Here is a 14162-nt window from a genome sequence, read left to right as displayed (position 1 = left end):
GGGGTACGGGTGCGGGAGGGGCGGGGTCCGGGGTGTCCGGGGCCAGTGCTCGGGGCCTGTGCTCGGATCAGTGTTCGGCGGGCCGGGCCGGGCCCCCCGGGGTGGCGTCGGGGTCCGCGCCCTTGGCCGCCTCGGCCTCGCTGTAGATGTCCGGCTCCAGGTAGATGACGCGCGCGATCGGGACGGACTCCCGGATGCGGGCCTCGGCCGCGTTGATCGCGGAGGCGACCTCGCCCGCGGTGTCGTCGTGCTGGACGGCGATCTTGGCGGCGACCAGGAGCTCCTCCGGGCCGAGGTGGAGGGTGCGCATGTGGATGATGCCGGTGACCGTGTCGCCGTCGACGATCGCGGTCTCGATCTTCTTCACCTCGTCGGCGCCGGCCGCCTCGCCCAGCAGCAGGGACTTGGTCTCGGCGGCCAGGACCAGGGCGATCAGGATGAGCAGGACGCCGATGCAGAGCGTGCCGATGCCGTCCCAGAGGCCGTCGTCGGTGAGCAGGGCCAGGCCGACGCCGCCGAGGGCGAGGACCAGGCCGATCAGCGCGCCGAAGTCCTCCAGGAGGACGACCGGGAGCTCGGGGGCCTTGGCGCGGCGGATGAACTGCGACCAGGAGAGCTTCCCGCGCAGTTCGTTGGACTCCTTGATGGCCGTGCGGAAGGAGAAGCCCTCGGCGATGATCGCGAAGACCAGGACGCCCACCGGCCAGTACCAGTGCTCGATCTGGTGCGGGTGCTTGATCTTCTCGTAGCCCTCGTAGACGGCGAACATGCCGCCGACGGAGAACAGGACGATGGAGACCAGGAAGGCGTAGATGTAGCGCTCACGGCCGTAGCCGAAGGGGTGCTGGGGCGTCGCCTCGCGCTGGGCCTTCTTCCCGCCGATCAGGAGCAGGGCCTGGTTGCCGGAGTCGGCGATCGAGTGGACGCCCTCGGCGAGCATCGAGGACGAACCGCTGAAGGCGAACGCGACGAACTTCGATACCGCGATCGCGAGGTTCGCGCCGAGTGCCGCCACGATCGCCCTGGTGCCGCCTGAAGCGCTCATCTGCTCCTGCTGTCCCTTCGTACGCCGTCCCGGACCCCGTCCGTACCCTCGTACCCCGGTCCGGGCTTTGCCCGCCCTTTGCGGTGGGCCATTGTTGCAGCCCGGTCCGGCGGCGCCGCGGCCGGTCACCTCCGGCGACCGGCCGGGCGGCTGCCGTCACCCCGTCAGGCGACCACTGTCGCACGGAAGATCGTGCCGGAACCCGACGCACCCGACACCACGGCCTTCTCACCGGCGGGCACGAAGACCGACTGGCCGGGAGCCAGGACCTCGCCGTCCGCGAGGACCGAGCCCGCCGTGCAGAGCAGGATCTGCGGGGTCTCGCGGGTGAGGTCGTGCGGGGCGGCGCCCTCCGCGAGGACGTAGCGGGAGAGGCGGAACTCGTCGATGGGGGTCGCGTAGACCTCCTCGCCGCCGGGGGACTCCTCCGGGCGCAGGACACCGGGGTCGCCCGCCTCGAAGCGGACGACGCGCAGCAGTTCGGGTACGTCGACGTGCTTGGGGGTCAGGCCGCAGCGCAGGACGTTGTCGCTGTTGGCCATGATCTCGACGCCCAGGCCGTTCAGATAGGCGTGCGGGACGCCGGCGCCGAGGAACAGGGCCTCGCCGGGCTGGAGCCGGACGTGGTTCAGGAGCATCGCCGCGAGGACGCCGGGGTCGCCGGGGTAGTGGTGGGCGATGTCGGCGTACGGGGCGTGGGCGCCGCCGAGGCGGTCGCAGGCGGCCGCGGTCTCGGTGACCGTGCGGGCCGTCTCGTCCGGGTCAGCGCTGAGCACGGCCGTCAGGACCTCGCGCAGGGCCGCTTCCTCCGGGTGGGCGCGCAGCAGGTCGACGTACGGCTTGAGCGAGTCGACGTCCAGGGCCGCGAGGAGGGCGGCGGCCTCCTCCGGGGCGCGGAAGCCGCACAGACCGTCGAACTCGGTGAGCGCGCAGATGAGTTCGGGCTTGTGGTTGGCGTCCTTGTAGTTGCGGTGCGGGGCGTCGGCCGGGATGCCCCGGCGCTCCTCGTCCGCGTAGCCCTCCCGCGCCTGTTCGAGGTTCGGGTGCACCTGGAGGGAGAGGGGGGCGCCCGCGGCGAGGATCTTCAGGAGGAACGGCAGCCGGGGGCCGAACTTGGCGACGGCCGCGCGGCCGAGCTCCTTCTCGGGGTCCTCGGCTATGACCTCGGTGAGCGGACCGCGCGCCGTGAGCGAGGGGGCGCCGGGGTGCGCTCCCATCCACATCTCCGCCTGCGGTTCGCCGGTCGGCTCGACGCCGAGCAGCCGCGGTATGGCGGTGGTCGAGCCCCAGGCGTAGGGGCGGACGGTGTTGTCGAGGCGGTCCATGTGTGCTGTTTTCTCCGTACGTACGCTGCTCTGCGGTCGTTTCCCCACCCGGGCGCCCGTGCGCCGTGGGGTGTCAGCCGGTGTGGCTCAAGGTCAGGCACCCGAGGCGAGCGCCAGGTAAACGGCGGCGAAATCCGTGACGGCGATCAGTTCGGCGAGCGTCTCGAGGTCGGCGCCCTCCTCGGGTTCGAGCTCGCTGATCGCGGTGTCGTGGCTGAGGGCCAGTTCGCGGGCGGCGGGCGCGGCGGTGAGGCCGCCCGCCGGGCGGTCGCGCAGGAGGACCACGCGGGCGTGCAGGACCTGCTGCTCCTCGACACGGTCGCGGAAGAAGTCGTCGGGGTCGGCGGCGGCGGCCAGCGCGCCGGAGAGCAGGACGCTGTGGGCGGCGAGCGCCTCGGGGAGCTCCGCGGCGAGCGCGGGACGCCCGGCCAGTTCCGCGAGCGCGGCGGTGAACCGGCGGCCCGCGGGACCGGCGGAGGTGCCCTCGGTCCAGATCACCGGGAGTGCTTCGGCCAGGTCGGCGGCGAGCGTCTTGGCGGGGTTGCCGTAGGTCGCGATGGCCGGACCGCAGCGTTCGGCCACCTGGTCGAGGCGGTCGGCGACCTTCTGCAGCGCCTCGGGCGGCGCGGTGACCAGTCCGGTGCGGTCCAGCAGGGCGAGGAGCGGGGTGAGCAGCGCCCACAGGACGCCGGGGGCCGAGGCCGCGAGGGGTGAGTTCGGCTCGTACGGGGCGGTCGCCATCGGTACGAAGAGGCCGTGCGTGCCCTGGACGGCCTCCGCGATCGGGGTGCCGGCGGGGGCGACCGCGACGACGGAGCTGCCACGCCGGTACGTCTGCTCGACCAGGAGTTCGAGTCCTGGTTCGGCGCCGTCCGGGGTGGCGATCAGTACGAGGTCCACCGGGCCGGCCCAGCCGGGGAGCTCCCAGCGCAGGGCGCCGCCCGCGGGGGCGACGCCGGTGGGGGTGAGCCGGGTGACGGGGCAGCTGGCCCCGGCGAGTGTGCCGAGCAGTTCGGCCACTCCGGTGGCGGCCAGTCCGGGGCCGGCGATCAGGACCGCGCGGGGGCGGCCGTCCGGCTTCAGGTCCGGGATCCCGGCCTCCGTGGCGTGCCGGGCCGCGGTACGCACGCGGGCGCCGGCCTCGGCGGCGCCGCGGAGAAGCTCACGACGGTCGGCGCGGGCGAGCGCCTCTGGGTCGTCGAGCAGCGAGTCGTCGAGCATGGGTCGGCAGCCTCCCGATCGCCGGTGTGTCGCCTGTGTCGCTGTGGTGCGGGACGGGCGCCCGGGTGGTGGCGGCGCCCGGTGGTTCGCTACGCCGGGCGGCGGGCCTCGTCGACGAGCAGTACGGGGATGCCGTCCCGGACGGGGTAGGCGAGGCCGCAGTCCTGTCCCGTGCAGACCAGCTCGTTCTCCTGCTCCTGGAGCGGGGCGTGGCAGGCCGGGCAGGCGAGGATCTCCAGGAGGCCGGCTTCGAGCGGCATGGGGTGTCCTTTCGAACAGGTGGATGCGGCCTGGTCAGAGTACCGCTGTGGGGGGCCGGGTGCCGGAGTTAGGTGGCGGGGGTGGGCCCTCCGGGGAGCGGGGGGTTGTGGCGGGGGCTGCCGCCCCGGGGCCGCCGTGTCGCCGCGACGGCTCGTCCTCGGGCGCCGGACGGGCCGGACGTGGCGGCCCGCGCCGACGGGTCTCGTCGGGTGGCGTGGGGCGAGGGGGTTCAGGGGCCGTGGCGGGTCCGCGGCCCCTGAAACGGGTGCCTCAGCCCCGGATGAGGTCCAGGACCTCGTCGCGGACCTTGGCCACCGTGGCCTCGTCCCTGGCCTCCGCGTTGAGCCGGAGGAGGGGCTCGGTGTTGGACGGGCGGACGTTGAACCACCAGTCGTCCGCGGTGACGGTCAGGCCGTCGAGTTCGTCGATGGTGACGCCCTCACGGCCCTGGTAGGTGTCCCTGATCGCGGTGAGGCGGGCCGTCTGGTCGTCGACGGTGGAGTTGATCTCACCGGAGGCGGCGTAGCGGTCGTACGCGGCGACGAGCTGGGAGAGCGGGCCGTCCTGGCCGCCGAGCGCGGCGAGGACGTGGAGGGCGGCCAGCATCCCCGTGTCGGCGTTCCAGAAGTCGCGGAAGTAGTAGTGCGCGGAGTGCTCGCCGCCGAAGATCGCGCCGGTGCGGGCCATCTCGGCCTTGATGAAGGAGTGGCCGACGCGGGTGCGGACCGGCGTGCCGCCCTGCTCACGGACGACCTCCGGGACGGACCAGGAGGTGATCAGGTTGTGGATGACCGTGCCGCCGCCGTGCTTGGCGAGTTCGCGGGAGGCCACCAGCGCGGTGACGGCGGACGGCGAGACGGGGTCGCCGTGCTCGTCGACGACGAAGCAGCGGTCCGCGTCGCCGTCGAAGGCGATGCCGATGTCGGCGCCCTCCTCGCGGACGCGCCGCTGGAGGTCCACGATGTTCGCCGGGTCCAGGGGGTTCGCCTCGTGGTTCGGGAACGTGCCGTCGAGCTCGAAGTACATCGGGACGAGATCGAGCGGCAGGCCTGCGAAGACGGTCGGGACGGTGTGTCCGCCCATGCCGTTGCCCGCGTCGACGACGACCTTCAGGGGGCGGATGGAGCTCAGGTCGACGAGCGAGCGCAGGTGTCCCGCGTAGTCCTCCAGCGTGTCGCGCCCGGTGATGGTGCCCGGCGTGGCGTCCGGGACCGGGGCGCCCGAGTCGAGCCAGGACTCGACGAGTTCGCGGATCTCGGAGAGGCCGGTGTCCTGGCCGACGGGGGACGCGCCCGCGCGGCACATCTTGATGCCGTTGTACTTCGCGGGGTTGTGCGAGGCCGTGAACATGGCGCCGGGCAGATCGAGCGCGCCCGACGCGTAGTACAGCTGGTCCGTCGAGCAGAGTCCGATCTCGGTCACGTCGACGCCGCGGGCCGCCGCGCCGCGCGCGAAGGCCCGCGAGAGGCCGGGCGACGAGGGCCGCATGTCGTGCCCGATCACGATGGCTTCCGCTCCGGTCACCTGGACGAAGGCGGCCCCGAACAGCTCGGCCATCGACTCGTCCCACTGGTCGGGGACCACCCCGCGTACGTCGTACGCCTTCACGAGCTGCGACAGATCAGCAGTCACGGCCAACCCTCCAGAAGTCCACTTCGGTCACCCCAAGCTACCCGTCCGTGCCGACCGCCCGCCGTGCGGAGGTGCATCGGACGCGCGACCGTCACCTGGGAAGCCCCTCCCGTCATCCGGCGACGCCCCGCGGGCCCGGCCCGGCACGCGCGGCGCCCCGACCGGCCTGGGCGGCAGCGTCCCGCCCGGTCAGGGCAGCATCCATCCGAGGACGGGCGAGCTCTGCCCCAGCACGATCAGGCACATGATCAGCAGCAGCCCCGCGCTCCACGGCAGCACCTTGCGCAGCAGATCCCCCTCGCGGCCCGCGAGTCCGACCGCGGCGCAGGCGATGGTGAGGTTCTGCGGCGAGATCATCTTGCCGAGGACGCCGCCGGAACTGTTGGCGGCGGCGAGCAGTTCGGGAGAGAGCCCCGACTCACGGGCCGCGCTGACCTGGAGGGCGCCGAAGAGGGCGTTGGCCGAGGTGTCGGAGCCGGTGACGGCGACGCCGAACCAGCCCAGGACGGGTGACAGGAAGGCGAGACCGGCGCCGGCCGCGGCCACGAACTGGCCGATCGTCGCGGCCTGTCCCGACAGGTTCATCACATAGGCGAGGGCCAGCACGGACGTGACGGTGAGGATCGCGAACCTCAACTCGTGGACGGTGGCCACCCATTCCTCGGCGGCGGTCCGCGCGCGCACGCCGAGGACGGCGGCCGTGCCGAGTCCGGCGAGCAGGACGAGGGTGCCGCCGGTCGAGACGAGCGGGAGCGTGAAGACGTTGCCGCCGACCGGTTCGCCGTGCGGATTGAGGACGTTCAGGAAGGGCCAGTCGAACGTCCGGGTCGCTCCGGCCAGCCAGTCCTTGACGGCCGGGATCTGGGCGACCGAGAAGACGAGGACGATCAGGGCGTACGGGGCGTAGGCGCGCAGGACGTCGGGGCGCGGGTCCTCCTCGTCCAGGTCCTCGCTGCGTACGCCGGTCAGGACCGCGACACGTACGGGTTCGGCGGCGGGCCGGCGGGCCCGCGGCAGGGCGACCAGCGCCGCGGCACCCGCCAAGGCGGCCGCGATGTCCGCGAGTTGGGCGGACACGTAGTTGGAGGCGGCGAACTGGGCGGCGGCGAAGGCGACTCCGCACGCCAGGGCGGGCAGCCAGGTCTCCCGCAGTCCGCGCCGTCCGTCGACCAGGGCGACGAGCAACAGGGGCACCACGAGGGCGAGCAGGGGGGTCTGACGGCCCACCACGGAGGCCACGGAGTCGAGTGGCACGCCGGTGACCTGGGCGAGGGTGACGACCGGTGTGCCCATCGCGCCGAAGGCGACCGGCGCGGTGTTGGCGACGAGCGCCACCACGGCCGCGCGCACCGGGTCGAAGCCGAGCGCGACCAGCATCACGGAGCAGATCGCCACGGGTGCGCCGAAGCCCGCGAGCGCCTCCAGGAGCGCGCCGAAGCAGAAGGCGACGACGAGTGCCTGGATGCGGGGGTCGTCGGAGAGGCGTCCGAAGGAGCGCCGCAGGACGTCGAAGTGCCGGGTGCGGACCGTCATCCGGTACACCCACAGGGCGTTGACGACGATCCACAGGATGGGGAAGACCCCGAAGGCGGCCCCCTGGGCGGCACTGGACAGCGTCTGGCCGAACGGCATGCCGTACGCGAACAGGGCGACCAGCGCGGCGGCGAGCAGCCCGAGGAGGGCGGCCAGGTGCGCCTTCATCCGGACGCCGCCGAGCAGGACGAGGACGACGAGGAGGGGCAGGGCCGCGACGAGGGCGGACAGGCCGAGCGAGCCGGCGACGGGTTCCACTTCCTGGACGTACACGGGGGCCTCCCCGGATTCGGCCGCACGGGACCTTCCGCGATGCGGAAAGCGATTTCTCGCGAGTGCCGAAATGGTCGTGTCCGCGACAACCGGCCGTCAATGGTCGTGCACGGCCCTGTGACAGGGGGGCACGGAAAAGCGGAGCGCCGGGCCGGCCGGGACGCGGACGCCGGGCGCTGGTCACGCCTGGTGGCGGGATCCCGAACGCGGGAAGTGGACGGAGGGGACGCTCAGTTGTCCGGGGAGCGCAGGACCCGCAGATGGCCGCGGCGGGCGACCTCCATCGGGTCCGCCGACCGCGCGCTGCCGCCGCCCTCGGCCGCGCGCTGCTGCGGACGGGCCGCCTCGCGCACCGCGTTGGCGAGCGCCTCCAGGTCGTCACCGCTGGGGCGGGAGGGGGTCGAGGCGTCGGCGAGCCGGACGACCTCCCAGCCGCGCGGGGCGGTGAGGCGCTCGGAGTGCTCGGCGCACAGGTCGTAGCAGTGGGGTTCGGCGTAGGTGGCGAGCGGGCCGAGGACCGCGGTCGAGTCGGCGTAGACGTACGTCAGCGTCGCAACGGCCGGACGGCCGCAAGCGGTTCGCGAACAGCGACGTACAGGGCTCACGAGGTTGGACGGTACCGCACTCTTGAGCGGGCCGCGACGACTCTCCCCCAGGTCACCCCACCGTGTCGTGCTGTGAGACCGCCCACAGGGCTCTCCGGGCCCGCCTCGCCGGCCTGGGAGGATCGCCGCCGCCGGGAGGCCGAACAGACCTTGGTCCGATCGCCACTTGGTGCACATCATGTCAAATGCCATGTGTACGGCGGTCCCGGAGGGATACGGAATCGAGCCCAAGCTTGGCCGGAATGGTCATCCGGCGACATCCGGACCACCTGCCGGGCGCTCGCCGCGGGGTCGGCGGACTGTCGCGTGGGGGCCGGGCGCGCGGCCGCCGCGAGGACTACGCTTCGTCAGTGATGGACACCCCCGTACCGCCTCGCGCCGCAGCACCCGGGCCCCGCCGCCGTGATCGCCACGGACGGGGCATGCGCGGCCCCGTCGCACCGCCCCAGGTGCCGCTCTCCGCGAGCCGCGCCGAGGTCTTCGCGGACCTGGTGCAGGACTCCGTGGAGCGACTGGAGCGTCGCTGGCCGCAACTGGCCGACATCGACTTCATGGTCCTGGAGGTCCCGCGCCTGGACGGCCCCGGCGAGAGCTGGAACGACGAGGCCGTGCCGCTGGGCGGCACGATCGCCGCCCGTGAGGGCCGTCCCGCGCGAGTGGTCGTCTACCGCCGCCCGGTCGAGATCCGCACCAAGGGCCGCGACGAGCGCGCCGCGCTGGTCCACGAGGTCGTCGTGGAGCAGGTCGCGGAACTGCTGGGGCTGACTCCGGAGACGGTCGACCCGCGGTACGGCGAGGAGTGAGGACCCACCCGCGGTACGGGGAGGAACGAGGATCCACCGCGTCCTCCCGGGACCCGGTGGATCACCCGTACGGGATCGCCCCGCCGTGATCAGCTCTTGAGCAGGACCGACAGGTCCTGCTCGGCCTCCGGGACCGCCACCGTCCCGCGGTCGTCCGGGAGCGTCTGGATCGTGAAGCCCGGTACGCCCTCCTGGGTGGAGGCGAGCGTCCGGGAGGCGTAGACGGGTCCTCCGGAGACCGACTCGACCGTGAGGGCGTACGTGCCCCGCAGGCCGCTCGGCACCGGCGCGTCGATGTCCTGGGTCGTCCCGCTCTTGATCGTGTACGTCTTCGTCGCGGGCGTGCCGCCCTCGCTGCCCGCCGACGCGGTGACCTTGACCTGGGCGGTCCGGCCGGGCGCGGAGAGGGCGAGCGTGCTGCCCTTGGCGCTGTTGTCGGCGACCGTCGAGCGCGCCGCGACCGGCGCCGTGGCCGGGATGAACGCCGACTCCTGCTTGTCGCCCTTGCCGCGAACCACCCGCAGGGCGGCGACGACCGGCACGGAGGTGTTGCCGCTGGGGGTGAGCACCAGGGAGCCCGCCTCGCCGCGGGTGACGTCACCGAGGTCGACCGCGGCGGTCATGCCGGACTTGACGTGCAGCGTCTCGTTGCCGGCCGGGGTGATCAGGCCCGAGGGCGACGCGAGCCGCACCTTCAGGTCCGCGTCCTGGTCGCCCGGGGCGAAGGCGACCAGCCGCACGGAGGTGGCGTCCTTCGGGATGCCCGGCAGGACGAGGCTGCCCGCCGGGTCGGTGGAGGCGCCCAGCCAGTCGCCGCCGGTCCGGTCGTCCAGGGCCTGGACGGCCGCGCCGACACGGCCGCTGCGGACGGTCACATGGACCGTGAGGTCGGTCTGCGGCGCGTCGGTGAGCGTGCTCAGCAGAAGCGGCTCGCTCGCGTGCGGCTGGACCGTGATGCCGTCCGCCACGGTGGACTTGAGCCTGCCGTCCTTGCCGTACAGCTCGACGTCGACGACGGCGGCCGAGTCGTCCGGGTTGGTCAGATGCACGTAGTCGGTGCGGCTGTCGGCGGTACTGGCGCCCGGGAGCCAGAACTCCGTGTCCGGGGCGGTGCAGTTGGTGCCGAGCAGACCGCGACCGGTGCCCGCGGCGACCTCGGTGGTCTCCTGCACCGTCCAGCCGGGCGCGAACCTGCCCTCGGCGGTGCCGACCAGGGCGGGTCCCTCGGCGCCCGAGCTGTCGCCGGTGGCCGGCTTGCCCGGCGCCTTGGGCTCCACCACGGGCCCGGCCGCCTTCTTCCCGGTCTTCTTGCCGCTCGTCCCGTCCGCCGACTCCTCGGTCGCGGACTGCAGTTCGGCCTTGCCGTCGCCGCCCGTGCCCTCGGTGACCGGCGTGAACGACGTGTAAGCCGTCTCCGCGAGGTCGGACGTGCTGGGCTGAGGGCACAGCAGCCGGCTGCGCTCCACGGGCCGCTGGACGGCCGCCGTGGCGGTGCTGTCGCCGGAGGCGGCGGGCGCGCTCATGGAGGCGAAGCCGGTGACGGCGGCGAGCGCGGTCGCACCGGCGATCAGGGACAGGGTGGTGCGGTTCACTGCTGGCTCCCGTCGGGGCGCTCACTGTCGGTGCCGTGCGGCGGCTGCGGAGGCATCGGCGGCTGCTGCGGGTCGTACGCCGTCCCGTAGCCCTGCTGGTACGCCTGGTCGTACGACGACGTGTTCCCGTACCCGTACGGGTCGTACTGCCCGCTCCGGTAGGGGTCCGCCTGGTACGGGTCGGCCTGGTAGGGCTGTTCGTAGGTGTCCGCCGGGTACTGCTGCGCGCCCTGGTACTGCTCGGCGCCGTAGGAACCGTAGTCGGCGCCCCCGTAGCCGGGCGTCTCCCAGTCGTCGTACGTCTGCTGGTGCGGGACCGCGGCGGGAGCGTGCTCCCGCTCCTCCTCCGCGGGCTCGAACTCCGCGGGATCGAAGCCGTCCGGGTCCTGGTCCGTCCGGACCGCCTCCTCGGCCTCCGCCTCCGCCTCGGCCTGGGCGCGCAGCCGACGGGCACGGCGGCCGTCGCCCGTGCTGTCCTGGGCGGGCAGGGCCGGCTCCTCGGGCAGGTCGTCGTCGATGTCCCGGCGCCGCCCGGGCAGGGCGAGGACCACGAGGACGACGGCGAGCGCGCCCTGCGCCCACAGCCAGCCTGTGTGGCCCAGCGGGGCGTCGAAGGCGACGTCCAGCCTGCCGCCGTCCGCGGGCAGTTCGAAGCCCTGCGCCCAGCCGTCGACGGTGGTGCGGGTGAGCGGCTTTCCGTCCAGGGTGGCCGTCCAGCCCGCGTCCGCCGTGTCGGCGAGCCGCAGGACGCGGCCCTCGGAGCCGGCGGGGACGGTCGTGTGCAGCTCGACGGGTCCGGCGGCGATGGACAGCGGCTCACCGGACTTGGGGACGACCGAGGCACGCGAGACCTGGCGGTCCAGGCGCCACAGGGCGCTTCCGTCCTGCTGGCTGAGCCGGGACAGACCCGGGGTGGCGTCCAGGACGCGGCTCACCTCACGGGGCGCGCCCTTGCGGACCAGGACGTAGCGCACGGCGAAGCCGCCGAGCTGCTCCGCCTGGTCGGCGCCGGAGCCCGCGACGAGGTTGGCGACGACCTTGTCGAGCCGCTCGTTCTCGCCGCCCGAGGCGGCGAGTTCGCCGTCGCCCATGCGCGCGCCGGAACCGCGGACGAGGGTGTAGCCGACGCGGGCACCGGTCTCGCTGTCGAGCACCAGAGTGCGGGCCTGGTCTCGGGTGCCGCTCTCCTCGGCGACGAACGCCGGCACCTGCACCGGGTCGCGGCGCTCCACCGGACCGTCGGCGCCGCCGATGATCCAGCCGGCGGCCACGAGCAGCGGGCCCGCGGCCGAGGCGAGGGCGATGAGCGCGGCGACCGGCTGCCGCCAGCCGAAGCTCTGCTCGGCCACGCGGGCGCGTGCCCCGTCGGCGCCGAGCGCGGCGGCGGTGAGCAGCGCGAGACCGTAGACCAGGGTGGCGGGCCCGGCCCACGCCGACTTGTTGGACAGGACCGCGAAGACGAGCGCCACCAGGGCCACGACCCAGGCGGTCCAGACCGCGCGCTGCCGCTCACCCCGCAGCAGGGCCGCCAGCCCGGCGAGCACGATGCCGATGAGCATCAGTCCGCTGACCGTGCCGGGGCCGCCGGGGCTCGCGCCGAGCAGGTCGAGCGCGGAGGCCGCGCTCGGGCCGTAGGGCAGGCCGGCCTCCTTGAAGAAGCCGAACGGGAGCAGCGTCAGCGACCAGGGGGCGAGGACCAGCAGCGGGGTGCCGAGCTGGGCCAGGAACCGCGGCCCGTACGCGGTGAGCTCCCGGCGGCGCACCGCGAGGAGCGCGACGCCGAGGACCAGCGCGAGGGGCCAGACGATCGGCGTGAACGCGGTGGTGAACGTCAGCAGCAGGGCGTACGCCCAGGTGGCGCGCCAGCTGCCGCGCGCGCCCGAGGCGTGCGCGAGCCCGCTCGCCGCGACGCCCGCGCGGGCGATGAGCGGCAGCAGGATCGCGAGGAAGGCGGTGCCGATGCGGCCGCCCGCGAGGGCGCCCGCCGCCGCGGGCAGGAACGCGTACGTCACGGACGCCCAGGCGCGCAGCAGGCGCGACTCGACGAGCGGACGGGAGGCGAAGTACGCGGCGAAGCCGGCCAGTGGCACGGAGGCCACCATGAGCACGGTGACCGCGAGCCCGGTGGAGCCGAGGAGCAGCGAGGACAGCAGCGCGACGAGCGCGAGGTAGGGCGGCGCGGACTCGGTGCCGCCCGCTCCCACCGGGTGCCAGCCGTCGAGGTAGCGCGACCAGAGTTCGGAGGCGTCGGCGGGCGCGGGCAGCAGCGCGCCGCCCGCGAGCGCCCCGCCGCCGAGGAGGCCGCGGCAGGCGAGCAGGGAGACGAACAGCAGCACCAGGAAGAGCATCGGGCCGGGGTTGCGGGCGATGCGCTTGAGCCGGGCGAACTGTTCGATCTCGAGGAAGTCGGCGTCGTCGCCGCCGGGCCCGGACTCCACCGCGCCGCCGTGCCGTCCGGCGCCGGAGGTGGCCTCGGGGTCGTCGCTGCCCATGAGGTTGCCCGCGACCTGCTCGACGGTCGCCCGCACCGTCGCGCCGGGGGGCGGGAACAGGGCGCGCAGTTCGCCCTTGTCGACCTGGGGGCTGCCTCTCCTGCGGCGGCCCGCGAGGATCCGCTCGGGCCGCAGCAGGGTCCCGAGCAGACCGCGGATCTCGTCGACGGCCTGGCCGGGGACCTTGCCGACGAGATAGGCGAGGGTGCGCAGCAGCGTGCCGACGACGAGGCGGACCAGGATCCAGGGGAGCTGGACCGTCCGCGCGTTGACCAGGAGGGTGTAGACGGCACCCGCCTTGTCGACCTTGTGCGGGGAGGCGGAGGTGCGCCCCACGCAGTCGACCGTGCGGCGCTCACGGGAGGCCGCCTCGGCGTGCCGGACGACCGCCTCGGGGGCGACCAGGACGCGGTGTCCCGCGGACTGGGCGCGCCAGCACAGGTCGACGTCGTCACGCATCAGGGGCAGGCGGCGGTCGAAGCCGCCGAGCTCCTCGAAGACGTCGCGGCGGATCAGCATGCCGGCGGTGGAGACGGCGAGCACGGGGTGGACGTGGTCGTGCTGGCCCTGGTCCTGCTCGCGACGGTCCAGACCGGTCCAGCGGCGGCCGGAGTTGGCGATGGTGACGCCGACCTCCAGGAGGGCGCGCCGGTCGTACCAGCCGCGGAGCTTGGGGCCCACGACGGCGACGTCCTGGCCGAGCTCCTGTTCGTTCTCCACGACGCGGAGCAGCTGGGCGAGGGCGTCGGGCTCGGGGGCGCAGTCGTCGTGCAGGAGCCAGAGCCACTGCTCGGGTTCGCCGTACGGGAGCTCCGGCATGTCGTACGCGTCGTCGCGCCAGCTTCGGGTGACGGGGTCCCAGCCGCTGGGCCGCTTCAGGTAGGGCAGGTCGTCCGGGGTGAGCACGCCGGTGCCGCGGATGGCCTCCTCGACGGCCTGGCCGAAGCCGGTCCGGCGGGCGAGGTGAAGCACCCGGTCGGCGCCGAGTGCGTCGGTCAGCAGCTGGGCGGAGTCGTCCGCGCTGCCGGTGTCGGCCGCCACCGCGTTCTGCACGGGGCGCTCCTGGCCGAGCAGGCCGGCGAGCGCGTCGGGCAGCCAGCGGGCGCCGTCGTGGGAGACGAGCACCGCGGTCACCACGTGGCGCGGGAACTCAGGAGCGGCAGCGTCTTGTTGGGCTGCCGTATGGCTGTGCACGGACATCGAGGTACGGGCCCCGGTTCGATGGACTGCGGTGGACGCCTGTGTCCGGCGGGGACAGCTGGACGTCTCGGACGAGGGCCCACACTAACGGCTGGGCAACACGGCGGCCCGCCGCCTGTGGATAACCCACCTGCGACGGGCCGTTCGTTACGTGTCGGTACGGAGAGGTGTGCGCCGTTC

At 74.0% G+C, this 14162-nt stretch carries 10 protein-coding genes; 1 reads left to right on the top strand and 9 read right to left on the bottom strand.

Features of this window, described 5'->3' with window-relative positions; genetic code table 11:
• Window positions 1–67: 67 nt before the first annotated feature.
• The 7 genes from OG776_RS25215 to OG776_RS25185 form a co-directional block, all read right to left on the bottom strand.
• Window positions 68–1045 carry a cation diffusion facilitator family transporter gene (locus OG776_RS25215; RefSeq protein WP_148008700.1) on the bottom strand — a complete coding sequence of 326 codons (978 nt, stop codon included), beginning with the start codon at window positions 1043–1045 and terminating at the stop codon, window positions 68–70.
• A 164-nt stretch (window positions 1046–1209) separates the two neighbouring features.
• Complete coding sequence (gene manA / locus OG776_RS25210; RefSeq protein ID WP_148008701.1) at window positions 1210–2370, bottom strand: mannose-6-phosphate isomerase, class I; 1161 nt, start codon at window positions 2368–2370, stop codon at window positions 1210–1212.
• Between the two features lie 93 nt (window positions 2371–2463).
• The gene (locus tag OG776_RS25205; RefSeq protein ID WP_329322560.1) at window positions 2464–3591 is read right to left on the bottom strand and encodes an SIS domain-containing protein; all 1128 of its coding nucleotides are present in this window, start codon (window positions 3589–3591) and stop codon (window positions 2464–2466) included.
• A gap of 89 nt (window positions 3592–3680) precedes the next feature.
• On the bottom strand, window positions 3681–3851 hold the full coding sequence (locus OG776_RS25200) for a Trm112 family protein (RefSeq protein WP_148008703.1): 171 nt from the start codon (window positions 3849–3851) through the stop codon (window positions 3681–3683).
• A 271-nt stretch (window positions 3852–4122) separates the two neighbouring features.
• Window positions 4123–5484 carry a phosphomannomutase/phosphoglucomutase gene (locus OG776_RS25195; RefSeq protein ID WP_148008704.1) on the bottom strand — a complete coding sequence of 454 codons (1362 nt, stop codon included), beginning with the start codon at window positions 5482–5484 and terminating at the stop codon, window positions 4123–4125.
• Between the two features lie 189 nt (window positions 5485–5673).
• Window positions 5674–7290 carry an L-lactate permease gene (locus OG776_RS25190; protein ID WP_148008705.1) on the bottom strand — a complete coding sequence of 539 codons (1617 nt, stop codon included), beginning with the start codon at window positions 7288–7290 and terminating at the stop codon, window positions 5674–5676.
• A 230-nt stretch (window positions 7291–7520) separates the two neighbouring features.
• Window positions 7521–7895, bottom strand: a complete 375-nt coding sequence (locus tag OG776_RS25185; RefSeq protein ID WP_187285568.1) for a DUF3499 domain-containing protein — start codon at window positions 7893–7895, stop codon at window positions 7521–7523.
• 353 nt (window positions 7896–8248) lie between these two features.
• On the opposite strand from OG776_RS25185, the gene OG776_RS25180 reads away from it, so the two are divergent.
• On the top strand, window positions 8249–8698 hold the full coding sequence (locus tag OG776_RS25180; RefSeq protein WP_187285569.1) for a metallopeptidase family protein: 450 nt from the start codon (window positions 8249–8251) through the stop codon (window positions 8696–8698).
• A gap of 89 nt (window positions 8699–8787) precedes the next feature.
• Here OG776_RS25180 and OG776_RS25175 read toward each other — a convergent pair whose 3' ends face one another.
• Together OG776_RS25175 and OG776_RS25170 are read right to left on the bottom strand one after the other, a co-directional pair.
• The gene (locus OG776_RS25175) at window positions 8788–10290 is read right to left on the bottom strand and encodes a DUF5719 family protein (protein ID WP_329322559.1); all 1503 of its coding nucleotides are present in this window, start codon (window positions 10288–10290) and stop codon (window positions 8788–8790) included.
• Window positions 10287–13982: a glycosyltransferase family 2 protein gene (locus OG776_RS25170; RefSeq protein WP_148008707.1), complete on the bottom strand. Its 3696-nt coding sequence runs from the start codon at window positions 13980–13982 to the stop codon at window positions 10287–10289. Before OG776_RS25170 ends, OG776_RS25175 begins: the two co-directional genes overlap by 4 nt.
• Window positions 13983–14162 lie beyond the last annotated feature (180 nt).

The organism is Streptomyces sp. NBC_01689, assembly GCF_036250675.1.
Classification (GTDB): Bacteria; Actinomycetota; Actinomycetes; order Streptomycetales; family Streptomycetaceae; genus Streptomyces.
This window is presented reverse-complemented; position numbering and strand designations above follow the sequence as displayed.

What these genes read in the sequence shown, in the direction of transcription:
- OG776_RS25215 (WP_148008700.1), bottom strand. Translation starts at nt 1,045, where the DNA reads ATGAGCGCTTCAGGCGGCACCAGGGCGATCGTGGCGGCACTCGGCGCG.
- manA (WP_148008701.1), bottom strand. Translation starts at nt 2,370, where the DNA reads ATGGACCGCCTCGACAACACCGTCCGCCCCTACGCCTGGGGCTCGACC.
- OG776_RS25205 (WP_329322560.1), bottom strand. Translation starts at nt 3,591, where the DNA reads ATGCTCGACGACTCGCTGCTCGACGACCCAGAGGCGCTCGCCCGCGCC.
- OG776_RS25200 (WP_148008703.1), bottom strand. Translation starts at nt 3,851, where the DNA reads ATGCCGCTCGAAGCCGGCCTCCTGGAGATCCTCGCCTGCCCGGCCTGC.
- OG776_RS25180 (WP_187285569.1), top strand. Translation starts at nt 8,249, where the DNA reads ATGGACACCCCCGTACCGCCTCGCGCCGCAGCACCCGGGCCCCGCCGC.
- OG776_RS25170 (WP_148008707.1), bottom strand. Translation starts at nt 13,982, where the DNA reads ATGTCCGTGCACAGCCATACGGCAGCCCAACAAGACGCTGCCGCTCCT.